Consider the following 24,145-nt stretch of genomic DNA (forward strand, 5'->3'; position numbering starts at 1 on the left):
GTCCTTAATCCTCATCATCAATATGACGTGCGCCAAAAGAGCGCCACAGCAATACGGGAATAATCAATGTAAACACAATGACCTCTTTGTAAGAGCTTGCCCAGAAAGAGGAAAAGGCTTCTAAAATCCCGACAAAAATCGCTCCAGCCGCAGTTAAGGGATAGCTAGCGAGACCACCTACAATCGCCGCCACAAAACCTTTAAGCCCGATTAAAAACCCAGTGTCATAATAGATAGTGGTAACAGGAGCAATTAGCATCCCGGATAAGGTACCGATCGCCGCAGCCAGCGTAAACGTAATACGCCCAGACATGATGGTACTAATCCCCACTAAGCGCGCACCACGACGATTCACCGCTGTAGCGCGTAACGCTCGCCCATATAGCGTGCCCCCAAAAAACAACCACAGTGCGCCAATCAATACAGCAGCGGCCACTAGGACAAAGAGTGTTTGTGCAGACCAGGCCATGCCTAACAAATTAACCTGCCCCGTCATAAAGGGAGGAGTACGCCAGCCTTCTGCTCCAAAGAAAACCAAACCCAAGCCGGTCAAAGCAAAATGCACCGCTACAGAAGTAATCAGTAGCACCAATACACTGGCTTCGGCTACCCGTTGGTAAACCAAGCGATAAATCATAGGCCCTAACGGTACGACCAATGCCATGGAAAACAAAACACTGACCCATAGAGGGGTATCTTGATGCATGACTAAGGGCAACATTAAGTAAAGGGCGATCGGCAACACTAAGGCCCATAACGCCGTGCGCCATAATCCAGCATATAGCTTATTACGTATAGCGGAGACACACTCTAAAAGAAAAACCAAGCTCCCCGCAATGAGCAGTAAATACAATGTCCCCGGTACACGACCATTGACCAAGAAAGCCAGTGTTAGCGCACCAAAAGTGACAAACTCGCCCTGAGGAATAAAAATAACGCGCGTTACGGCAAAAATCAGCACTAATGCTAGGCCCAACAAGGCATAAATCGCCCCGTTTAGCAAGCCGTCCTGCAACAGAATCAAAACAATTGTTGAATCCATATCGGATCTACCACCACAACATAAAAAGAAAGGCTAGCCACCTTATCAACCAGCAGTTAGAGGGGCGAGCTAGGCATCGCCCCGTTCGTTCTTATCATTACAGGTCAGGTTGGTAGGTCCATTTACCGTTTTCGACCTTAACAATCACACGAGCACGCTCATCCATCCCCGCATGATCCTTATCAGACATCGTAAATACACCTTGAGAGGCAGGTAAGTCCTTGGTCTGCTCAATGGCATCACGCATGGCCGCACGGAATTCGGGGGTACCTGGTTTAGCGCCGGTTTCTAAAGCGCGAGGAATCGCATCTTGCACTAGAAGGGCGGCATCCCACATATGACCACCGAAGGTATTGATAGAGCCTTCGCCATACTTAGCCTCGTAGAGGTTTTTATATTCCAATGCCGAGGCTTTAACTGGGTTGTCATCGGGCAGCTGATCCGCTACGAGCAAGGGTCCAGCCGGTAAGAACATGCCCTCACAGTCCTTTCCACACACACGTAGTACGTCGTTATTTGCGGCCCCGTGTGTTTGATAAATAATGCCTTTATAACCACGGTTCTTTAATTCGCCCTGTGGCAAAGCGACCGGTGTTCCAGCGCCAGCAATTAAAATGCCATCTGGATTAGCCGAGGTCAGTTTCAATACTTGGCCGGTAACAGAGGTATCACTACGGCTATAGCGCTCTGTTGCTACCATTTTGATGCCTTTGGCTTCAGCAGCTGCTTTCATTACATCTAACCAGCCATCCCCATACGCATCATTAAAACCAATAAAGCCCAGTGTTTTAACACCTTGCTTTTCCATAGCGTCAGCTAAAGCCGCAGCCATCAACTGATCATTTTGAGGGGTTTTAAATACCCACTCGCGCGCCCCTTCGACAGGCTCTACAATGCGTGCGTTCGCTGCCACACTGATCATAGGAGTTTTAGTCTCACCGGCCACGTCCACCATGGCCAAAGAGCCTGGGGTCACAGAGGTGCCAATCACCACATCGACTTTGTCTTCGGTGATTAATTTACGCATATTACGTACAGCAACTGTGGTATCCGTGGCATCATCCAACACCAAGTACTCCACTTTTTGTCCGGCGATTTCAGTGGGCAATAACGCCACTGTGTTACGCTCAGGGATACCTAGTGAAGCAGCAGGACCGGTAGAAGCAACAGTGACGCCGACTTTGATCTGGGCCAGTACGCTCATCGGCAACGTCAAAGCCAGCGCTCCAGCTAAAACCGTACGCTTTAAAGAAGGGGATAGCTGCATAGTTTGTCTCCGAAAGAAGGGTTGAGCTGCAGTGTTAAAACAGCTCATTTGTTATACATTTTTTACAACAGATACAGCGTAAACGTATCAAATTGAAGGTAAAAACCATATAGGTATTAACCTTAAATTGCCGAAGCCTAAATGAATTCCGCAAGGTAAAGGGGGCTATTATCTAAAATTACGTACCTACTCGTCTTTTAGGGCTTACCCTGTTTTTAGGTTTTCTAACTATTTGCGTTGATCGCGAACAAGGCTACACTGTTAGTTTCTCCATTTTTGATGGCTCCCTATGATGAAAAAAGTGCAAAAAACCTTAGCAGAATGGCAAGCACAGCTCAGCCCCGAGGCTTTTTACGTCACGCGCCAAAGCGGGACTGAACGCCCTTTTAGTGGTAAATATAACGATCACAACGAAAAGGGAATTTATCGTTGCGTATGCTGTCAAACCCCATTGTTTGCCTCAGATACTAAATTTGATGCTGGTTGTGGCTGGCCCAGTTATTTTGCTCCCCTTAACCCAGATAATGTACGCGAAGAAGCCGACTACAGTCATGGTATGGTGCGCACCGAAATTCTATGTAATATCTGTGATGCACACTTGGGGCACGTTTTCCCTGACGGCCCAGCTCCTACTGGTTTGCGTTACTGTATTAACTCAGTTGCTCTTCAATTTGAACCCGCATGAAAAAACTGTTTTTTGACCTTTTCCCTCTCGTTTTATTTTTTATTGCGTTCCGCTATTTTGACATTTATACCGCTACCGCTGTGGCTATGGTCGCATCTGTAGGCCAAATTCTCTGGCTAAAAATCCGAAAAAAAATCATCGAAACCACACACTGGATCAACTTAGGGGTGATTGTGGTCTTTGGCTCAGCAACGCTATTTTTCCAAAACGATGCATTTATTAAATGGAAACCTACTGTGCTTTACTGGCTATTTGCTGGGATTTTATTAGGTAGCCAGCTTTTTTTGGGCCGCAATCTCATGCGTAAGCTAATGGGAGAACAGCTGGTTTTGCCAGAGGCTGCTTGGAATAAACTAAATTACAGCTGGGCTGGTTTTTTTATCCTATCAGGTGCATTAAATCTATTCATTGCTTTTTCGGGGTATTTTACCGAATCCCAATGGGTGAGCTTTAAGGTGTTTGGCTCTTTAGTGCTTTTGATTATTTTTGTTATTTTACAATCCTTGTGGTTAGGTAAATACCTTAAAGACACCTCTGACCAGTAAAATTCACAACGACTATGTCTACTTTAGATCGCATTCGCTTAGTTACTGAACGCTTACAAGCGCTAAACCCAACCCATTTTGAAATTATCGATGAATCTCACTTGCACGCTGGGCACGCCGGCGCTAAAGACGGGGCAAGCCATTTTCGCTTAATTATTGCTTCTGACCAATTTGAGGGGCTCACAACCTTGGCCAAACACCGCCTGATTTACGAGCATGTCCAAGACCTAATCCCTCACCCTATCCATGCTCTTGCTATCGAACTGAAATAAAAAAGGATTTTTCATGAAAAGACTTGCTGTACTAACCCTAAGCTGTGCGTTAGCTGCACCGTTGGCTGCTCAGAACGTCGCTACCGTCAATGGCCAAGCCATTACCCAACAACAACTGGACGAGTTCGTTAGCCTACTTGTCAAACAAGGGGCGCAAGACAGCCCAGAGCTACGCAATCAGGTTAAAGAAGAAATGACCATTCGCCTTGTCGCTGTTCAAGAAGCAGAAAAACTTGGTCTCAACAAAAAATCTGAAGTCGCCCAAGAACTAGAGCTCGCTCGCCAAGGGATTTTAGTGCGTGCTTTACTCAACGACTATATTGAAAAAAACCCCTTAAGTGACAAAGCCCTAAAAGACGAATACGAACAGCTAAAAAAGGCCGAGGCTGGCAAAAAGGAATATAAAGTAAGCCATATTCTGGTCGAAGACGAAGCCGAAGCCAAACAGCTATTAGCCGATATTAAAGCGAAAAAAATCAGCTTTGCCGACGCCGCCAAACAAAAATCCATTGATTCCGGTAGCGGCGCTCAGGGCGGAGACCTTGGGTGGGCACCTAATACCATCTATGTGGCCGAATTTGCACAAGCAGTAGAAAAGCAGAAAAAAGGCGAGCTCAGCGCCGCTCCCGTTCAATCTCAGTTTGGTTGGCACATTATCCAAGTCAACGATGTGCGTGATATGAGCTTCCCTAGCTTTGAAGAAGTCAAACCACAACTCGAGGAGATGCTCCGTCAAAAACAATTGACCGAGTACCAAGAGTCGTTGATGAAAAAAGCAAAAATCAATTAAACCCACAAAAAAGCCCCAACCAGTTTACCCGTTGGGGCTTTTTTTACTTACAGAGCATATATCAAGAGACCAGTAGCTGCTGCAAGCCCGCTTCGTCTAAAATCGTAATACCTAACTGCTCGGCGCGCGTTAGCTTCGATCCTGCTTCTGCTCCTGCCACCACATAATCCGTCTTTTTTGAAACAGAACCTGTGACTTTACCACCAGCTGCTTCAATTTGTGCTTTGGCCTCGTCACGTGTCCAGTTAGGCAAAGTTCCCGTTAATACAAAGGTTTTACCGGCAATCGCACTAGCAGTCGTCACTGCTGTCTGTGCCGGAGACTGAGGCTGTACCCCAACCTGTTGTAGCTGCTCTAGGACCTGAATGTTATGCGGTTCGGCAAAAAAATGAGCAATAGATGCCGCCACAACCGGCCCTACATCATTAACCTGTAGCAGTTGCTCTTGCGTTGCCTGCATAAGATGCGAGAGTGTTCCAAAATGCTCAGCCAGCGCTTTGGCTGTGGCTTCACCAACATGCCGAATTCCCAATGCATAAATCAAACGCGCTAAAGGCGGGGTTTTAGCCGCAGCAATCGCCTGAACCACATTTGCAGCCGACTTCGCCCCCATACGCGGATAAGCCGCCAGCTCCAGGGTTTGTAAAGTAAATAAATCTGCTAGGTTTTTCACACGACCACTATCGACCAGTTGCTCTATGAGCTTAGTGCCGAGGCCTTCGATATCCAGCGCCTTACGACTGGCCGCATGCTCCAAGCTCTGCTTACGTTGCGCCGCACAGACCAGCCCCCCCGTACAACGAGCAATGGCCTCGTCTTCGGGGCGCTCAATCGCAGAACCGCAGACGGGGCATTCTGTAGGGAACACAAACTGCTGTGTATGCGCTGGCCGTAAATCTAATACCGGAGCCACTACCTCGGGAATCACATCCCCAGCACGACGTACAATTACGGTATCACCGATACGCACATCCTTACGTCGAATCTCGTCTTCATTATGCAAGGTCGCATTGGTAACAGTAACCCCGCCTACTTCGACTGGCTCTAAGCGAGCAACCGGTGTTATGGCACCCGTTCTCCCAACTTGTACCTCGATAGCGAGTAGCTTCGTCGTGGTTTCCTGAGCTGGAAATTTATGCGCAATTGCAAAGCGCGGGGCTCGTGCCACAAAGCCTAAAGCGCGCTGCCAGGCTAAATGGTTTACCTTATACACCACGCCATCAATTTCATACGGTAAGGCTTCGCGCTCGGCCATGGTTCGTTGATAAAAATCCATTAAAGCCTGCACCCCCTGTAACACCGCTCGATGCGAATCCACAGGGAAACCAAACTGCTGCAGCCAATCTAACATGTCAGACTGGGTCGAAAAAGGCTCAGCTTGGTCCGTGTCCCCAGCAAACAGATCCGCTTGAGTTCCCGATGGCATTTCTATCGCCCCCCAGCCATAAGCATAAAAGCGCAAAGGGCGTTGTGCTGTGATTTTCGGATCAAGTTGGCGCAAGCTGCCCGCTGCCGCATTGCGTGGATTAGCAAAAGGTTTTTCCCCTCGCTGGTGCTGCTGCTGGTTTAATACGATAAAATCCGCATGGTGCATTAAGACCTCGCCACGTACCTCTAGCACCAAAGGCCAAGTGCTGGGCTCCCCTTGCAACTGCAAAGGAATGGATTTAATCGTACGTACATTAGCCGTAATATCCTCACCGGTATAGCCATCACCTCGTGTAGCAGCTCGCACAAGCACACCCTTTTCATAACGCAAGCTAACCGCTAAACCATCAAATTTATATTCTGCGTTATAGGATAAGGATTCGGTGGCTTTTAATAACCCCTGCTGTTTTAGACTGTCTGTAACCCGCTTATCAAAGGCGATTAACTCGTCCTCAGCAAAAGCATTCCCTAATGACAACATGGGTACCGCATGAGCAACAGGGCTAAAAGCGCTAGAAGGTGTAGCCCCTACACGCTGTGTAGGCGAATCGGCTGTCACCCACTCCGGATGCTCCGCTTCCAGTTGCTGGAGCTCACGCAACAAAGCGTCATATTGCGCATCCGCAATGAGCGGGTCATCCAACACATAGTACCGATAGTTATGATAATGCAGTTCTTTTTTTAATGCTTCTAAACGCTGCTTCACGCAAAAACCCGCTGTGTACGTGGCTCGCCGGCATAAAAACCAGCTTGCTCAATTTGTTCATACATTTGATAAAGCTGTTGATCAATTTCATCATCAAAATGATCCGTTAACAGCTGTCCCTGATCATCGACCAGCTCACCACCTAAACGAGCTGCCAAATCCCGCCCTACTGTCGCCATACGACTGAAAGCCTGCTCATCTTTAGGACTATTTGGTAAGTCCAATAGAAAATCCAAACGCTCAACCGAAGCTGACAACATAGCTAAAGCAGGCTTACCATTAAACAATAAGGTAAAACGCGGCAAGCCTGAGCTTGCTAACCATGCCAGTTGCTGGCCATACTCCATAAAACCAGCACTCACTACAACTTGGCGCACGGTTTCCGTAGGGGTGGGCTCTGCCAAGCGCAAACTTAAACCCACCTGAGCATCTAGGCTCGCACACAGCTGATCTAACTGCTGTGCTTGTGCCACGACTTCAGCCTGCTCCGGCCCATCTACTGTGCCATCTAGCTGTTGAGCTAAATTTTGGGCCGCCATCCATAACCGAGACCAATCAATATCCGTAAGAGGACCACGACGGTTCGCCAATAAAACAACCAGCTGTATCGAAGTATAGGCTTCTTGATCATGAGGGTAAGCATGATGCTCACCATTAACCGCTGTAGCAAATAGTCGTACGGGCTTCGTATCCACACGTAAATAAGCCCGCAACAAATCGATGAGCTCACCCCCTGGCACGGGCTGGGGAAAATGCACATCGATCACAGCTTCTGTAGTGGGATCTATCTCTTCGGCCGGAATAGCCGGTTCCGCTTTATCCTCGGCTAATGTTTCCGCTATACGTACCGTTGGCTCACGCCGCTCCTTATCCGCTTCTAGCTGTGCCATCAGTGGATCAGCAGGTACTTCGGGAAATTTCCCCTGCATTTTGCGGCGGATACGTCGATCTTGCCACCAGTTGAACACTACGACCAGCAAAATCAGTACCGCCCCCAGCGCCACCAACCCTATTTGCAAATCACTCATTATGCGACCCGACCCTTTTTTAGGCTAAACATATTAACGATATTATGACAATATTATTGCGCCATTTCGACTGCAGCAGCCATATCTACAGCAACAATACGGGAAACCCCCTGTTCTTGCATGGTCACTCCAACCAGTTGCTTGGCCATTTGCATAGCAATTTTATTGTGAGAAATAAATAAAAACTGTGTTTGATCACTCATACTCTGAACTAAATTGGCATAGCGCTCTGTGTTGGCATCATCTAAAGGCGCGTCGACCTCATCCAGCAAACAAAATGGTGCGGGGTTTAGTTTAAAAAAAGCAAAAACCAAAGCCGTTGCTGTCAATGCTTTTTCTCCACCCGATAACAGTTGGATTGTACTATTACGCTTACCCGGTGGCTGAGCCATGACTTGAACACCTGCATCAAGAATTTCATCCCCTGTCATCATCAGTTTGGCTTCCCCCCCACCAAAAAGTTGTGGAAATAGATTACCAAAATGCTGATTAACTTCGTTAAAAGTACTTTGTAGTAATGCTCGCGTTTCTCTATCAATTTTTCGAATCGCATTTTCTAGGGTTTCTATGGCTTGGGTCAGATCATCATGTTGCGACTGGAGATACTGTTGGCGCTCTTGAGCCAAACGGAGCTCCTCTAGGGCTGCCAAGTTAACCGCCCCCAGTGCTGTGATCGCTCGGTTCACGCGCTGCACTTCTGTCTGTAGCCAAGTGACTTTATGCCAACTTTCCGGTTGGTCTTGCATAAAAGCCGCTAAATCCTGCCGGTCCACCTGCTGAGCGTTTAGCTGCTCAGCATATTGCTCTACGGTCATACGAGCCGCTTGCTCTGCAAGCTGCAGCTCAATGACTCGTTGACGTAAAGGCTCGATTCCATCCCCAGTCTGATGGCGATTTTGCTCTAAGTCTTGCAGCTGCATCGCAAGCTCTGCTAAATGTTTTTGCTGCTGCTGTACCTGATCCTCTTGCTCTACGCGCTGTTCTAAAGCCTCTTGCAACATCGCATGTAGTTCATCCACATCGATATGCTCGTATTCACTCTCTAAACCAGCAAGCTCCATTTGCGTACGCTGAGCCAAATCGAATGCTTGCTGCTGACTACGTAAAAGCTCATCAACACGAACCTCTATTAAGCTTTTATTATATTGTAAGCGCTGATGTTGCTGTTCGATTTCACGCAACTGCTGTCGTAATTGCTGACAGATATCGTCAATATCCGTTAACTTCTCCTGATACTGCTCGATGTGCTCATTGAGCTCTTCGATTTGCCATGCGAGCTCTTCTTGCTGTAAAGCAATCTCCTCGCTCTGTAACCGGTAGGTATCCAACTGCTCTGTTATTTCTTCGATCTCTTGCTTTAACTGTTGCTTGCGTTGTTGTGCTTGCTGCTGGAGCTGCAACGCCTGCTGATAAACAAAACGCTGCTCATGCATTTGTTGCGTGCTCGTTTGCACCTGCTCTATCTGTTGTTGCACCACTAAACGCGTTTGCTCCACGTGTTGTTGAGCCTGCTCAAATTGTGTTTGTGCCACATCTACATGTAAGCGCTGTGCTTTCGCTGCTTTCTTTTGCTCCTCGATCAGCTGCTGTCTAGCGAGCACACCGGCCTGCTCTGAGTCGGCAGCGTACAATAAAACCTGATAGGCTTGGACGATATGCCCTTCGGGAGTCACCAACATCGCTTCGGCAGGTAGTTTTGCTCGCTGAGCCAAAGCCTCAGAAAAAGTAGGAACACTATACACATGAGCTAGCATCGCTGCTAGGGTGGTCTCCCAAGCTGAATCTTTAAGTCGAATCTTATTAAATAAAGGCTCAGCAAAGTCCACGGCATTCGTTGCCGGTGACAAGGATAGCTCCTGCTCAGCCTTACTAAACCCAACACGCGCCGGCGGACTAGCCTGCATAGATGTTAACTCGCTCCAGTCTTTTAACACCAAAGCTTGTAAACGCTGACCAAGCACAGCCTCGACCGCTTGCTCCCACCCTGGCTCTACTTGCAACATCTGCCACAAACGTGACTTGCGAGCGAAACCATGAGTACTTAACCACCCTTCTAGTTCCTCTTGTCGCTGCACTTGCTGCTGCACGCTTTCTAAAGCAGTCAGTTGCGCTTCAATTTGTGTCAATAGCTGTTGCTGCTCATGCAATAATTTTTGCTTTTGTTGCTGCTGCTCGCGTGCAACATCTAAAGCCTGCTCTAGTTCTTGTAACTGCCGCTGGGAGGCATGGGCTTTTTGCTCCGCCGCAGTCGCTTGCTCATGCAGCCTCTCGATCTCCTGCGGCTGGGCCTGATGCAGCTGCTGCCACTCCTCCTGATAACGTCGCTGGCGATGCAATAATTGCTCTTGCTGTTGTTGCAATGACTGTCGCCTTTGTTCTGCTAACGCTACCTGATGCTTCGCCTCTTGTTGTTGCTGCACCAACTGGTCACGCTTGGCTTGAAGTTGATGCTGCTGTTGTTCTGCTGGCTCTAGCTGCTCTTGCATCTGTTCAATACGCATCAAGCTTTCTTCTATTTGCCCTGCCAACTCTTCAAGCTCCAGCTGCTTTTGCTCTAGCTCGGCCGCGCTGTCCTGATGCAGCTGCTCCCATTCTTTTTTTTGCTGCTCAAGTTGTTGCTGGCGTTGCTCCATACGCGTTTGCGCCGTATTCGCGTGTTGAATATCGGCTTCAATTCGGCTCACTGTTGCGTTGATCTGATACAGGCCCCCTTGCGCTTTTTGTACCTGCTCTGTGGCATCAAAATGCTGTTGTCGCAATTGCTCAATGCGAGCCTCGGTATTGCGCATCGTCGCCATGGCTGCTTCCACTTCGTTTTGAGCCTGCTCTATAGCTAAAAAATGTCGCTTTTGCTCCTCACGAGCTTGGTTTTCTTTCAGCCACCACAGCACATGTTGCTTTTTTTCGCCTTCGGCTTGCAGCGCCTGATATGTTTTAGCCACTTCGGCTTGAGCTTCTAGGCGTATTAACTGCTGCTCAAGCTCCTGCAAAATATCCTCTAAACGCGTCAGATTTTCCCGCGTATCACGTAGCCGACTCTCGGTTTCTTTACGTCGCTCTTTATAACGGGAAACGCCCGCTGCTTCCTCTAAATAAACACGTAGCTCCTCTGGCTTGGCTTCAATAAGCCGGTTAATCATTCCCTGACCAATAATGGCATAACCACGCGCCCCTAGCCCCGTACCAAGAAACATATCATTGATGTCTCGACGACGTACTTGCTGGCCGTTAATAAAATAACCGCTGGTTCCATCGCGAGTCAGCTCTCTACGTACCGCTATCTCGGTATAAGCACCCCACTGCCCCGTAATGCGCCCTTCGGCATTATCAAAAGTTAGCTCTACCGAAGCACGTGCTGCAGGCTTACGCTGATCCGAACCATTAAAAATTACATCCTGCATGGAGCCACCACGTAGCTCCGAGGCACGGCTTTCCCCCAGCACCCAACGTACTGCATCAATAATATTTGACTTACCACAGCCATTTGGCCCTACGACCCCCACTAACTGGCTTGGGGTAGGAATCACCGTCGTATCGACAAACGACTTAAAACCCGATAATTTAATTTGTGTTAGACGCACTAAAAACCCACTAGGCAAAATAGTTACAGCTTTCGTATGATAACGCAGTCGCTTCGCAAACGTGTTCCTTTAGCCAGAAAAATAACATAAGGCTATACTGAGTTACATCCAATCAAAATCACCTACGTGGGGATTTTCATCCCACCTCTTCATCGAGATACGTTTTGAATAAAGGTTTCTATCTAGTTATGGCAGCGCAAGCGCTGTCTTCTGTTGCTGATAACGCATTATTGATCGCCGCCATCGCTTTAATCGCCGACCTAAGCGGGCCCGATTGGATGGTTCCCCTTATGAAATGGTGGTTTGCTTTGGCCTATGTCGCCTTAGCGGCGTTTGTAGGCGCTTTTGCCGATGCATTCCCTAAAGGGCGTGTGATGTTTATCACCAATGGCATCAAATTTATCGGCTGCGCCTTGATGTTTAATTTGCATACTTTGGCTAGCAGCCAAGACATGCAACTGTTTTACATCTTTTTTGCCTACACACTGGTCGGCATTGGTGCCGCGGCCTACTCACCGGCTAAATACGGTATTGTCACCGAGATGCTCAAACCTGAACTCTTAGTCAAAGGCAACAGCTGGATCGAGGGTCTAACCGTGCTTTCTATCATTGTAGGGACGGTATTAGGCGGCGTTTTAATCCACCCCGATATTAGCCCCACCCTCCAAAACACGCCCGGTATCAATCAAATGGCAACCAATCGAACCGAGGCCGCCATTTTAATCATTGGTTTTATTTATCTTGCGGCGGCAGCCTGCAATTTACTCATTCCTAAAACCCATGTTCACTACCCCCAGCAAAAAACCAATCCTTTTGCCTTGATTCATGATTTTAAAGGCTATGTCTGTGTGCTTTGGCAAGACAAGCTAGGCCAAATTTCGCTTGCTGTCACCACCCTTTTTTGGGGTGCTGGTGCCACCTTGCAATTCATCGTTATTGAGTGGGGCGCGCAACAGCTCGGCTACCGTTTAGATCAAGCCTCAATTTTAATGGGGGTCGCAGCCCTAGGAACAATTGTAGGCGCCTATTTAGCCGGTAAAGTTCCTCTGAAAAAAGCCTTATCTGTATTGCCTATGGGGGTAGCTATGGGGCTAGTGGTGCTACTGATGCCTTTTGTCAAAAGCACGTGGGCCGTGCATAGCTTATTACTTTTAATTGGCGCTACTTCTGGCTTTTTTGTTGTTCCCATGAATGCTCTTTTACAGCATCGCGGTCATGTGCTTTTGTCTGCTGGGCACTCGATTGCTGTGCAGAATTTTAACGAACAGCTGAATATTCTTTTTATGTTAAGCCTTTATAGCTTACTGTTGTGGTTACGCTTACCCATTAATGTCATCATTATGATTTTTGGGTTACTCGTGGCTACTATGATGCTGGTGTTTATTTACTGGAATAAACAAAATCATAAACGCGACCCCCTTCTTTCACAGTGTATTGGCGAAGAGGGTCACGGCAAAGCATTACAAGAGTGCTAACTGCTTACGCTGCATATAAAAATCGTTTAGATAAGCCGATTCATAAGCATACGCCACCTGTAATAACAAACGTTCATTGAGCTGTGCTCCAACCAATTGTAACCCTATGGGCAAATTTTCCCCAACTCGCCCATAAGGTATGGATATGGCTGGGTGCCCAGTTAGATTAAATGAAGCGCAATGGTGGGTAGTTGCGGAGAATAATGGGCCATCTTGTCTCCTCATTCCTGTGTTTTATGTTGTCATTAAGCGCTTACATAGTAGCAAATCTGCCCACGCGCGGGCTTTTAACTGTGGGCGTAATAAAATAGATGCAGGGTGATAACTCACAATTGTAGGCAGCGTCATACCTTCGGGACTTTTCCAATGGTGAACTTCCCCACGCAAAGCCTCAAAATCCCCTTGTAAAAATATCGCCGTGGCCTTCGATCCCAATAACAATAAACGCTTTGGTTGTAAAAGCTTTATTTGCCGCAACAACACACCAAAACAGGCCTGTATGTATTCCGTTTGCGACTGACCAACAGAGCGACACTTTAATAACTGCGTCATGTACATCTGCTCAAAAGGCACAATACCAATGCTTTGCATTTGTGCTGCAAATAACTCCCCACTTTTACCCTGCATCGGTAAGCCTGCTAGCTCTTCGTAGCTACTCGGAGCAGAACTAATCACCAACCAATCCGGTTGTTGTTGCTGCCCTGCCCCCACAACCACTTGTTGTCGCTGCTCATGCAAAGCACACTGTTGACACTGCTGCACATAAGCGTGCAATTGCTCCCAGCCCATTTGCTCTACATCGATTTGGGATACATCCGTGGTCGCCCCCACGCGTTTCGTTAACACCGTATCCTGCGTCACCTTAGGGAGAGCAGACGGTGTCGTCTCCGGCGTCAATAAGGCCTTGGCTTGAGCTAAAGCTTCTTTCGCCTGAATAGGTACAACCGAAGAAGAAGTCATCACAGGTGCCGAGACGGATTTCATCTGGGCGGGTGCCGACACTGATTTACGATAAGGCGCTAGAAACGGAGAGGCAACACCAATTTCTTGGAGCCAACTTGTTTGTAAAGCAGATAATTGAAGAGAAGGCATGGGCATAGGTAATTAAGCCAGTATTTTTGTATAGAGCACCGCGTCTTCGCGCTGCTGCTCAGGCAATGCGTAATAATTTTTTCTGATACCCACCTGAACATAACCTGCCCCTTCGTACAAGGCAATAGCAGGCTGATTCGACGCTCGCACCTCAAGATGTATTTTTTTCGCACCTTGGGCTCGTGCGTGTTGTTCTGCATAACAAAGAAGCTGTTGAGCAACCCCCTGCCGTTGGGCGACAGGCGCCACCCCAATAAGCAAGAGCTCCCAATCCTCTTGCGCTGGCATCATCATCGCATAAGCCACGACCTTATCTGCCTGTAAAGCCACCCATAGCACATGCCCACTCGCCATACTACTTTCTAAAGCTGATTGCGACCAAGGCGCAAACTGTAACTCCGCCTCTAGAGCTGCTACTTCGGCTAAGTCCGTCGCTACTGCCGGGCGGATATGCGTGGCTTGCCACGTCGAGCTAGGATTACCACCTAAACCGGTTTCTCGCTCCGCCGTCGTAAATGCGACGCGATTGCGCACATAAAGCGGTGCTGCCAACGCAGGCTCAATCAACTGCTGGTGTTGGTATTGCAACCAGGCTAAGTCCGCAATCGTCGTTGCTTTAGGCAGCTCAGTGCCACCTAGGTGTACAGGTAAAGCCTGTAAAGAGGCTAACAAATCAGGAAAAGCCACTAAGCCATCACCCGACACACGTAAAACACTCGGTTTTTTAAAGCTTTGTTGTTGCGCTAAAAGGTGTTGGATATACTGCAAAACTTGAGAATGATGAATTAACATGGGCTTATGTAGAGCATACCAAGCGCCTGTGGTGGTTTGTTGATATGCCCCCACATATAGCTCCAGCATACGCGCATCCGCCACAACAATTTCAATGGTTTCTATATCATGCTGCGCCTGTTGAGCTGCTACGCCCAATAATGAAGGCACCGCTGCTACTTTTAAGCCCAGCCCATAAGCCAAGCCTTGAGCAACACCGCACGCCACACGTAAGCCAGTAAACCCCCCAGGCCCTTGCGCAAAAGCAATCAGATCCAGATCCGCTCGCTTTAGATTAGCTTGCGTTAACACCTGATCAATAAGCGGCAACATACGCTCTGCATGCTCTGTACTACCATGATGCTCTACAACATAATGCTGACGCTGACTCTGATGGACACAAAGCAAAGCCACACCACAGACTGCACTCGCACTATCGAGAGCTAGAATATTTACTTTCATCCTATTTCCATCCCAACAAATGCTGCTCGCATCCAGATAAAAAAGCACCTATCGTACGCTTTTGCGTCAAGCAATGACCGTATTTTTTACACCAAAAAGGTAACAGATTGTATCTATATGTGTTTTTTACAGGGTGTCCATCCAGAAAAAAGCATCAAATGTAAAATTTTTCTACGAGCCTGTACGACCACCTTTTTGCCTGTTACATTTTAATCATGAACACACAAAATCAGCCCCTTACCAGAAAAATACTCGTCGTCGATGACGACCCACGTTTACGCGATTTATTGCGTCGCTATCTTTCAGAACAAGGCTTTAATGTCTTTGTTGCAGAAGATGGCAAAGAGATGTCCAAACTCTGGCAACGCGAACACTTTGATTTACTGGTCCTTGATTTAATGCTGCCAGGCGAAGATGGACTATCAATTTGTCGTCGTTTACGTGGTGGTCACGATAACACACCTATTATTATGCTAACGGCAAAGGCCGAGGAAATCGACCGCATTGTTGGCTTAGAAATGGGTGCAGACGACTATTTAGTTAAGCCATTTAACCCGCGCGAGCTCTTAGCGCGAGTCAATGCCATTTTACGTCGCCGCGGCACAGAAGAACACCCCGGCGCCCCTAGTCAGGAAAATGAGTCCATTGAGTTTGGGCCTTACACCCTAAACCTATCGACTCGCACCTTACTAAAAGGCGAAGAAGTGGTGCCCATTACCACGGGCGAGTTCTCTGTCTTAAAAGTCTTTGCGCGCCATCCAAAAATTCCTTTGTCTCGCGACAAACTAATGGAATTAGCACGTGGTCGCGAATACGAAGCTTTTGACCGCAGCTTGGATGTACAAATTTCTCGTTTACGTAAACTGATCGAACCCAACCCATCTAAGCCTGTTTTTATTCAAACAGTGTGGGGTTTAGGCTATGTTTTTGTACCAGATGGTGGCCATTAACGGTATGATCATGGCATGAAAACCGCCAAAACAATCTCTACAGTCTCTAAAAAGCCCCCTTTTAAAATGGGGCTTTTTAGTCGCACCTTTTTCTTACTCTTAGGGCTAATGGGCGTCAGCTTTGGTATCTGGCTTCAAACTTTTTTCTCCATGGAGTCCGGTCCACGCGCAGTACAGATGGCACACCGCGTTATTACCTCTGTTAGTATTACGCGCTCTGCGCTAACCTACGCCCCACTAGAGCAGCGTCCAGCGTTACTACTAGATCTTGCCACCCAAGAAGGCCTACGCGTACAACCCCGCGAAGAAGAAGACATCCTCGAGCCTATTCTACGATCACCTTATTGGCAACGTGTTTCAGAAGAGGTACGTAATGGCTTAGGTAGCCAAACACTAATTATGTGGTCCGTTAATGAAGCGCCTGGCATCTGGGTCTCTTTCGATCTAGAGGGAGATGAATACTGGTTGGTCTTTGACCGAGAACAGCTAAGTCTGATAGCAGGCGCAGAGTGGATAGGATGGATTCTCTCAGCATTGCTTTTATCTTTTTTAGGCGCTGCCGTCAGCGTACGTTTTGTAAACCGTCCCCTTGCTCAACTAGCACAAGTCACCCAACAACTCGCTCGTGGCGAAACGCCATCCCCTTTACCCGAAAAAGGCCCAGCAGAAATCCGTAACATGAATGTGGCTTTTAATCGCATGACCCGTGATATCCGACAGGCCGAAGCAGATCGGGAAATCATGCTTGCGGGGATTTCTCACGACTTACGAACCCCTCTAGCCCGCATGCGCTTAGAGATCGAACTCTCAAATGTTAGCGAGGAGACACGCCAAGCTATTGATGAAGACTTAGCTCAAATAGATCGCAGTATTGCGCAATTAATGGAATATGCTCGCCCAGCCGCCAAAGCCCCAGATGAAGGGATCAATATCAGTCAGGTCCTAACAGACCTTTTTGATCGTGAGCGCAGCCATACAGAAAGTCTTGGTGGACAGCTAACAGCAGATATTGTGCCCCACCTTTTTGCTCGTATAGACGCCAATGATTTAAAACGTATTGTAAGCAACCTCATTGAAAATGCACGACGCTATGGACGTAGTCCAACCGACGACCGAGCTTATATTCATCTGAGCGCACACTCCAAAGGCAACATGATAGAAATTAAAGTCCAAGACCAAGGCAAAGGCATCGAGGAACACGAAGTGCAGCGTCTACTACGTCCTTTTTCTCGTGGTGAGCTTGCCCGTACAGGTGTCAATGGTGCAGGCTTGGGCTTAGCAATTGTAGAACGTCTTTTACAGCCCATTGGGGGGCGTTTAGAGCTACGCTCGCCTCCAGGCCAAGGTCTAACAGCACGTATCGAAATCCCTAAGCTAAAAGTCCGTGAAAGTGCTAGAAAAACGGTGTGATTCGCGTAGAATCTACTCTATGTTTAGAGTATAAAGGATACATATGAAAACCGTTGGCGATAAAATCGAGCCTTTTAAAGTCATAGGGGTTAAACCAGGGTTTAATGACCCCCAAGAAAACGGGATCTCCGCTTTCGAGGACATCACAGAAAGCTCGTTTCCAGACAAATGGAAAATCGTTTACTTTTATCCTAAAGATTTTACTACGGTATGCCCAACCGAAATCACGCGTTTTAATGCACTAGGCCCCGAGTTTCAAAAGCGGGACGCAGTAGTTTTAGGCGGCTCCAGTGATAACGAATTCGTAAAACTGGCATGGCGACGCGAACACCCAGACTTAGCGCGTTTACAGCACTATCAGTTTGCAGACACCACCGGTGCACTAATTGATCAGCTGGGTATTCGCCACAAAACCGAAGGGGTTGCCCTACGCGCCACCTTTATTATCGATCCCGACAACGTTATCCAACATATTTCCGTTAATAACCTTAACGTTGGCCGGAACCCAGATGAAATTCTACGGGTTTTAGATGCGATCCAGACTGAATCCCTTTGCGCCAGTAATCGGGAAATCGGTGGCCCTGTCTTAAGCTAGCCTACACTTAGCCACACTACGTGCCTTAGCGTATTTACGTGGCACGTAGGAGCTAAAAAATTAGGTTTCAGACTGGTAAATCAATACCACCACGTTTGCAGCAATCCCCTCTTTACGCCCTAAATGCCCTAAGCCTTCGTTGGTTTTGGCTTTGATATTGATACGATCGGCACTAAGCTGCAAATCTGCGGCGAGGTTTTCTATCATCGCAGGTGCATGCGGCCCAATTTTTGGCGCTTGCGCATGAATCGTGGCATCCAAGTTGATAATTTCCCAACCTTGTCTTTTAACCATATCCAGTGCGGTACGCAACAAAACCCGACTATCCGCTCCCTTGTACTGTTCATCCGTATCGGGAAAATGTCGGCCAATATCCCCTAAGCCCGCCGCACCTAAAATCGCATCCGTAACAGCATGCATTAATACATCCGCATCAGAATGCCCCAATAGCCCATGCGTATGTGGAATGGTAACGCCACCAATAATCAATGGACGATTTTCCACCAATGCATGGATATCAAACCCCTGTCCTACTCGTAAATTCATAACCATTTTTCCAATAACTGAAAATCATGCGGCCACGTCACCTTGAAATTTCTAGGATCACCCTGAACTAATAAAGGTTGATAGCCTTGCTGCTCCATTGCTGAAGCCTCGTCTGTCACAACAAACCCCTGCTCTTTAGCCTGTTGCAATGCGGCTTGTAAAGCTACCGCTTTGAACATTTGTGGTGTTTGCGCCAACCACAGGGCCTCTCTAGGCACGGTCTGGCTAATCCTTGGGGGTTCCTCAACCGTGGCACGCTTGACGGTATCTGGAATAGGAATAGCCAATATCCCGCCTTGATTATGGGCTAAACACTGGTCAATCAAACGTTGTAACGCCTGCGCAGGAAGCCCTGGCCGAGCGGCATCATGCACCACTACCCACTCGTCTTCCTGGGGCTGCCAGTCCTGTAAGCCGTTATACACTGTGTCAGCACGTGTAGCACCGCCAACCGGACGCCAGATCACTCGCTCTAGCCCAGCAAGCGCTCGCTCCACCCAAGTATCCGTTGGGCTTACAATGACTCTTACCTGATGAATACGCGGATCGGCTAACATAGCCATCACCGATAATCGGAGCATAGGTAAGCCATTAAGCAACTCATACTGCTTAGGTAAATCAGGCTTTAAGATAGCCGCTGTAGACGGACGCCTAGCGCGTGCTCCTATGCCCGCCGCAGGGACCAATGCAATTATTTTTTTCGACATAATTAACCTTCATCCTATGAGCAAAACCCAACGCCCTTCTGATCCAGTGCAATATCTTAACAGTACCACTCAAACCTTACAGGCATTAAAAAAAGGACAACGCTATCAGCAACCTATGCCCCCTGGATCTGGCGACGCGTGTTTAATTGCCGATTTGGCTACTCATGGCCAAGCGCCTGTTGCGGTGTTTTGTGCACACCCCGTCGATGCTCAGCGCCTCTGTGATGAAATCCTATTATTTAACCCACAGCTACGTGTGCAGGCCTTCCCAGACTGGGAAACCCTTGCCTATGACCGGTTTTCCCCTCATGAGGACCTGATTTCAGCGCGTTTACGCACACTCAATGCCCTACTTGAGTCTAATGTCGACGTGCTCACCATTCCGGTCAGTACCGCATTATACCGGCTTGCCCCCCCTACTTTTTTAGCTGCTTATAGCTTTAGCTTTAAACAAGGAGACCAACTGGACGAGCAACAATTTAAAGAGCAAATGTTGCTTGCCAACTACAGTCATGTCACCCAAGTCTCCGCTCCCGGCGAGTTCTCGATACGTGGTGGCTTAATCGACTTATTCCCTATGGGGTCTAGCTTGCCGTATCGCTTAGATCTTTTTGATAACGACATCGAATCGATTCGAGCTTTTGATGTGGATAGCCAACGCAGCTTGTACCCTGTCTCCCAGATTGACCTGCTTCCAGGGCGCGAGTTCCCTTTAGATGAAACGGCGCGCCACCTATTTCGCTCTCAGTTTCGTGAACATTTTGAAGGGGATCCTTCTCGAGCCCTTCCCTATAAAGACATTGGAAACGGTATCGCTTTTGCTGGGGTCGAATATTATCTGCCTTTATTCTTTGAGGAAACGGCAACCATTTTTGACTATCTACCCAAAGACAGCATTCTTATTACACATCAAGACTGCCAACAAGCCATTGATGCCTTCCATACCGATACCGCCCAACGGTATCACTTTTTGAAAAGTGATCTAGAGCGTCCCATACTGGCTCCCGATTTGCTCTTTTTATCAGCAGAAAACTTTTTTAGTCAGCTAAAGCATTTTTCACGTCTGGATTTACAAAAAGGGGAAGCCCATCCTGATTTTATTCCCCTCCCTAATGTTGCCGTAGCAAGACGAGCCGAAGACCCTATTGCGGCCTTGCGTGCAGAAGTGCTAGACCCGAGCCGCCGTACATTATTGTGTGCTGACTCAGCTGGGCGGCGCGAAACCCTTACACAAATGCTCAATGAATTTGACCTGAGCCCTCGCACCGACTGTGCGGATTTCAATGATTTTCTTCATAGTGATAGCCATTTTGCTTTAGTCACAGCTTCACTCTTTCAAGGGTTTGCACTCAAAAAAGCCGCTATCACCATACTTACAGAAAATGACCTTTACCCCAATCAGGTTCGCACCTCTCATCGCGGACGACGGAGCCAACGCAGCCAAGTCGAAGCGATGGTGAAAGACCTGTCGGAACTGCGCGAAGGGGATCCTGTGGTACATGCAGAACATGGTATTGGGCGTTATCACGGTCTGATTGAAATGGACCTAGGAGAAGGTCCAGTAGAGCTCCTTCATTTGGAATACGCCAATGAGGCAACGCTTTATGTACCGGTCGCCCAGCTACATGTTATTTCCCGCTATAGCGGTACCGATGCCGAGTCCGCCCCCTTGCATCAGCTTGGCTCTGGCCAATGGGAAAAAGCACGTCAAAAAGCAGCTAAACAAGCCCGCGATACGGCAGCAGAGCTTTTAGCCCTCTACGCACAACGCGCGCTGCGCCAAGGGCAGCAATACCAAGTCCCTCTGAATGACTATGAGGCCTTTGCGGCGGGGTTTGGTTTTGAGCCCACTCCAGATCAAGCGGCTGCCATCGAAGCTGTCTTAAATGACATGAAATCGGGACAGCCCATGGATCGATTGATCTGTGGTGATGTTGGCTTTGGAAAAACAGAAGTGGCTTTACGTGCGGCTTTTGTTGCTGTCGCCAATGGCAAACAAGTCGCCATTCTTTGCCCCACGACCTTATTAGCCGAACAGCACGCTCAAAGCTTTGCTGATCGTTTTGCCGACTGGCCCGTTACCGTGGCTGAGCTTTCGCGCTTCAGAACCAGCAAGCAAACCAAAGCCACCATCGAGGGTCTAGCAACCGGTCAGGTCGATATTGTCATAGGCACCCATAAAATTCTCTCTAAGGATGTCAAATTCAAAGACCTCGGCTTAGTTATTATCGATGAGGAGCACCGCTTTGGTGTGCGCCAAAAAGAGGCGCTCAAAGCGCTGCGTGCCGAAGTCGATATGCTGACCTTAACCGCCACGCCCATCCCACGCACACTAGGTATGTCTTTAGAGGGGATCCGTGACTTTTCTATTATTGCCACAGCACCTGAAAAGCGTTTGGCTATTAAAACCTTTGTACGGCGCGAGGACGAAGGCACCATCCGCGAAGCCTTACTGCGTGAGCTAAAGCGTGGTGGACAAGTCTATTTTTTACACAACGAGGTCGAAACAATTGAAAATCGACGCGCACGCTTGCAAGAACTCGTTCCAGAGGCCCGTATCGGAGTTGCCCATGGACAAATGCCTGAGCGCGAATTAGAAAGCGTGATGAAAGACTTCTACCAAAAGCGATTTAACGTATTGCTTTGCACCACGATTATTGAAACAGGGATTGACGTACCCACAGCCAATACGATTGTGATTCAGCGTGCAGACAAACTAGGCTTAGCCCAGCTTCATCAGCTACGCGGGCGTGTTGGTCGCTCTCATCACCAAGCCTATGCGTACTTACTTACTCCTGGTGAAGAAGCCATCACTAATAATGCCAAAAAGCGCTTAGAAGCCATTAAAGCCATGGATGAGCTGGGCGCGGGCTTCTTTTTAGCCATGAACGATCTAGAAATCCGCGGCGCCGGTGAGGTTTTAGGAGAGCACCAGTCTGGTAATATTCAGGAAATTGGTTTTTCTATGTATGCCGACATGCTAAACCAAGCCGTCAAAGCCCTCAAAGCCGGTGAAGAGCCGGACTTGCTCTCACCCTTTGAGAATAAATGTGAGGTCAATTTACGCGCTCCCGCCTTATTGCCAAGTGATTATTGCCCAGATGTACATGCACGTCTTAGCTTTTACAAAAAGCTATCTCACGCTCAGCATAACGACGATTTAGAACTCGTCCACGAGGAACTGATTGATCGCTATGGCCTTTTACCCGAGCCAGCAAAAAACCTACTCACAGTGCACCAGATCCGTATTAAAGGCGAACAATTAGGCTTAGAAAAAGTGGACTTACAAGAAGAGCAAATCATTCTACAGTTCAATGCCAAACCCAACGTAGATCCAGTGCAGCTAATCGAACTCGTACAACAACATAGCAAAACGATTCGCTTTAACGGGCCCGACCAGCTTCGTGTCCAGCTGCCACAAGCCACACCTCTTGCCCAACGTGTCCAAAAGCTCAACCAGCTATTTAAGCAGCTTGGTCTACAGGCAATGGCTTAAACCATCTCAGCGCTCTTGACTAAAGAGCGCTGCCTACCCCTGTTTTTGATCAGAAGCTCAATCTAAACCAGTTTAAAATCGCATCCAAAGGCGACACATTTAATGCAAAACGTGCTTGCTCTTGTACTACTGGCTTAGCGCGATACGCTACGGAATAATACGCCTGTGCCATCATGGGTAGATCATTTGCACCATCACCTACTGCAATAATCTGTTCTTTGGTGGCATTGAGTGTTTTGGCTAAACGCAATACGTGATCCGCTTTGGTTTGTGCGCCAACAATATCCCCCTGTACCCGCCCCGTCAGCTTGCCATCTTTGATCTCTAGGGTATTCGCATACGCCTCATCAATACCTAAACGCTCCTGCAAGCGTTGCGTAAAAAATGTAAAACCACCTGACACAAGCAAGGTACGCACACCGTGCTGCTTGGCTACCTTTACCAAGCGCTCTGCCCCAGCGTTTAATTGCAAACGCTGTTCATATACCTGCAACAAAGCTGACTCAGGCACCCCTTCTAATAACGCTACCCGACGGGTTAAGCTTTCAGCAAAATCTTTAATCTCTCCACGCATGGCGGCTTCTGTGATCGCTGCCACCTCGGCCTTGCGCCCAACTGCTGCGGCAATTTCATCAATACACTCAATATTAATAAGCGTAGAATCCATATCCATAGCAAGGATTTTCATGTCACGCAACAAATGCACAGGATCAATAAACGCATAATCTAGCCGCGCTTGTTGGCAGGCTGCCATAATTTCAGCCGATTGACTCGTATCTACCCCCAACAAACGCACTGCTGTCGGACCTAGCTCTTGGACCCCTTCTGCATTAGCTAATGCCGCAATCGTTTCTATAGTAGATGGCTCAAAACGTAGAGCTTGTAAAATTAAATTTGACATAGACGTAAAGAAAAAACCCCTCGTAATAGAGGGGTCATTATAAAACAATTGCCACTTATACGGCTTTGGGCTGGGTGACCCGGTGCGCGACAAGCCCCGCCGTTCAGGGCGGGGAAGGATAGCGCGGACGGCGCAGCCGTCCTTGTCTTTGGGTTTCAGTGTGGGGTTTGCTGCTGCTCGATGTACTGGCGCACGATGGAAATCGGCGCGCCGCCGCCGCTTGAAGCGAAATAGGACGGCGACCACAGCACGCCTTTCCAGTAGCGCTTCTGGATGTCGGGCCGTTCCTTGCGCAGCAGGCGACTGGAGACGCCTTTGAGGCTGTTCACGAGATTGGAGACAGCCACCTTGGGCGGGTATTCCACAAGCAGGTGAACGTGATCGTCCTCGCCGTCC

At 48.2% G+C, this 24,145-nt stretch carries 20 protein-coding genes and 1 pseudogene; 9 read left to right on the forward strand and 12 right to left on the reverse strand.

What is annotated here, in order from left to right:
- Window positions 1-4 precede the first annotated feature (4 nt).
- On the reverse strand, window positions 5-1,042 hold the full coding sequence (locus ABD980_RS03495; RefSeq protein ID WP_300648841.1) for a branched-chain amino acid ABC transporter permease: 1,038 nt from the start codon (window positions 1,040-1,042) through the stop codon (window positions 5-7).
- A gap of 97 nt (window positions 1,043-1,139) precedes the next feature.
- A complete protein-coding gene (locus ABD980_RS03500; protein ID WP_300648839.1) occupies window positions 1,140-2,309 on the reverse strand; it encodes an ABC transporter substrate-binding protein in 1,170 nt (389 codons plus the stop codon).
- Between the two features lie 292 nt (window positions 2,310-2,601).
- On the opposite strand from ABD980_RS03500, the gene msrB reads away from it, so the two are divergent.
- The 4 genes from msrB to ABD980_RS03520 are packed head-to-tail and all read left to right on the forward strand — an operon-like array spanning window position 2,602 to window position 4,601.
- Complete coding sequence (gene msrB, locus ABD980_RS03505) at window positions 2,602-2,994, forward strand: peptide-methionine (R)-S-oxide reductase MsrB (protein WP_260649975.1); 393 nt, start codon at window positions 2,602-2,604, stop codon at window positions 2,992-2,994.
- Window positions 2,991-3,539, forward strand: coding sequence for a septation protein A (locus tag ABD980_RS03510; RefSeq protein WP_260649848.1), 549 nt, complete (start codon window positions 2,991-2,993; stop codon window positions 3,537-3,539). The genes msrB and ABD980_RS03510 overlap by 4 nt, the downstream gene beginning before the upstream one ends.
- A 14-nt stretch (window positions 3,540-3,553) precedes the next feature.
- Window positions 3,554-3,811: a BolA family protein gene (locus ABD980_RS03515; RefSeq protein ID WP_300648836.1), complete on the forward strand. Its 258-nt coding sequence runs from the start codon at window positions 3,554-3,556 to the stop codon at window positions 3,809-3,811.
- 13 nt (window positions 3,812-3,824) lie between these two features.
- Window positions 3,825-4,601 (forward strand): peptidylprolyl isomerase, encoded by a 777-nt coding sequence (locus ABD980_RS03520; protein ID WP_260649850.1) that lies wholly within the window; start codon window positions 3,825-3,827, stop codon window positions 4,599-4,601.
- 61 nt (window positions 4,602-4,662) lie between these two features.
- Here ABD980_RS03520 and ligA read toward each other — a convergent pair whose 3' ends face one another.
- The 3 genes from ligA to smc are packed head-to-tail and all read right to left on the reverse strand — an operon-like array spanning window position 4,663 to window position 11,344.
- Entirely contained in the window at window positions 4,663-6,735 is a 2,073-nt protein-coding gene (gene ligA, locus ABD980_RS03525) for an NAD-dependent DNA ligase LigA (protein WP_345369614.1), read from the reverse strand.
- On the reverse strand, window positions 6,732-7,763 hold the full coding sequence (locus ABD980_RS03530) for a cell division protein ZipA C-terminal FtsZ-binding domain-containing protein (protein ID WP_345369616.1): 1,032 nt from the start codon (window positions 7,761-7,763) through the stop codon (window positions 6,732-6,734). Before ABD980_RS03530 ends, ligA begins: the two co-directional genes overlap by 4 nt.
- 53 nt (window positions 7,764-7,816) lie before the next feature.
- Window positions 7,817-11,344, reverse strand: a complete 3,528-nt coding sequence (gene smc, locus ABD980_RS03535; RefSeq protein ID WP_345369666.1) for a chromosome segregation protein SMC — start codon at window positions 11,342-11,344, stop codon at window positions 7,817-7,819.
- Window positions 11,345-11,508: 164 nt separating this feature from the next.
- Here smc and lplT point away from each other — a divergent pair, with 164 nt between their 5' ends.
- Window positions 11,509-12,819 (forward strand): lysophospholipid transporter LplT, encoded by a 1,311-nt coding sequence (gene lplT, locus ABD980_RS03540; protein WP_345369617.1) that lies wholly within the window; start codon window positions 11,509-11,511, stop codon window positions 12,817-12,819.
- On the opposite strand, the gene ABD980_RS03545 is transcribed toward lplT, so the two are convergent.
- From ABD980_RS03545 to tsaB, 3 genes are read right to left on the reverse strand one after another with little or no spacing between them, the layout of a single operon-like run.
- Window positions 12,805-13,044 carry an amidase family protein gene (locus ABD980_RS03545; protein WP_345369619.1) on the reverse strand — a complete coding sequence of 80 codons (240 nt, stop codon included), beginning with the start codon at window positions 13,042-13,044 and terminating at the stop codon, window positions 12,805-12,807. The two genes, lplT and ABD980_RS03545, sit on opposite strands and share 15 nt — an antisense overlap.
- A gap of 9 nt (window positions 13,045-13,053) precedes the next feature.
- Window positions 13,054-13,911, reverse strand: a complete 858-nt coding sequence (locus ABD980_RS03550; protein WP_345369621.1) for a uracil-DNA glycosylase — start codon at window positions 13,909-13,911, stop codon at window positions 13,054-13,056.
- Between the two features lie 12 nt (window positions 13,912-13,923).
- Window positions 13,924-15,144: a tRNA (adenosine(37)-N6)-threonylcarbamoyltransferase complex dimerization subunit type 1 TsaB gene (gene tsaB / locus ABD980_RS03555; RefSeq protein ID WP_345369624.1), complete on the reverse strand. Its 1,221-nt coding sequence runs from the start codon at window positions 15,142-15,144 to the stop codon at window positions 13,924-13,926.
- Window positions 15,145-15,359: 215 nt separating this feature from the next.
- Here tsaB and ompR point away from each other — a divergent pair, with 215 nt between their 5' ends.
- The 3 genes from ompR to ABD980_RS03570 are packed head-to-tail and all read left to right on the forward strand — an operon-like array spanning window position 15,360 to window position 18,099.
- Complete coding sequence (gene ompR, locus ABD980_RS03560) at window positions 15,360-16,094, forward strand: osmolarity response regulator transcription factor OmpR (RefSeq protein WP_260649858.1); 735 nt, start codon at window positions 15,360-15,362, stop codon at window positions 16,092-16,094.
- Between the two features lie 15 nt (window positions 16,095-16,109).
- Window positions 16,110-17,504, forward strand: coding sequence for a sensor histidine kinase (locus ABD980_RS03565; protein WP_345369627.1), 1,395 nt, complete (start codon window positions 16,110-16,112; stop codon window positions 17,502-17,504).
- Between the two features lie 43 nt (window positions 17,505-17,547).
- The gene (locus ABD980_RS03570) at window positions 17,548-18,099 is read left to right on the forward strand and encodes a peroxiredoxin (RefSeq protein WP_260649860.1); all 552 of its coding nucleotides are present in this window, start codon (window positions 17,548-17,550) and stop codon (window positions 18,097-18,099) included.
- Window positions 18,100-18,159: 60 nt separating this feature from the next.
- Here ABD980_RS03570 and ispF read toward each other — a convergent pair whose 3' ends face one another.
- Entirely contained in the window at window positions 18,160-18,651 is a 492-nt protein-coding gene (ispF, locus tag ABD980_RS03575; protein ID WP_345369629.1) for a 2-C-methyl-D-erythritol 2,4-cyclodiphosphate synthase, read from the reverse strand.
- Complete coding sequence (gene ispD / locus ABD980_RS03580) at window positions 18,642-19,352, reverse strand: 2-C-methyl-D-erythritol 4-phosphate cytidylyltransferase (RefSeq protein ID WP_345369631.1); 711 nt, start codon at window positions 19,350-19,352, stop codon at window positions 18,642-18,644. The genes ispF and ispD overlap by 10 nt, the downstream gene beginning before the upstream one ends.
- 16 nt (window positions 19,353-19,368) lie before the next feature.
- On the opposite strand from ispD, the gene mfd reads away from it, so the two are divergent.
- Window positions 19,369-22,848, forward strand: a complete 3,480-nt coding sequence (mfd, locus tag ABD980_RS03585) for a transcription-repair coupling factor (protein ID WP_345369633.1) — start codon at window positions 19,369-19,371, stop codon at window positions 22,846-22,848.
- Between the two features lie 49 nt (window positions 22,849-22,897).
- Here the strand turns inward: mfd and serB are convergent, their stop codons facing one another.
- Both serB and tnpA read right to left on the reverse strand, forming a co-directional pair.
- A complete protein-coding gene (gene serB, locus ABD980_RS03590) occupies window positions 22,898-23,749 on the reverse strand; it encodes a phosphoserine phosphatase SerB (RefSeq protein WP_345369635.1) in 852 nt (283 codons plus the stop codon).
- A 155-nt stretch (window positions 23,750-23,904) separates the two neighbouring features.
- Window positions 23,905-24,145 (reverse strand): annotated as a pseudogene (gene tnpA / locus ABD980_RS03595) (IS200/IS605-like element ISAba30 family transposase); the annotation flags it as partial.

Source organism: Paenalcaligenes hermetiae, from assembly GCF_039543645.1.
GTDB classification, from domain to species: Bacteria; Pseudomonadota; Gammaproteobacteria; order Burkholderiales; family Burkholderiaceae_B; genus Paenalcaligenes; species Paenalcaligenes hermetiae.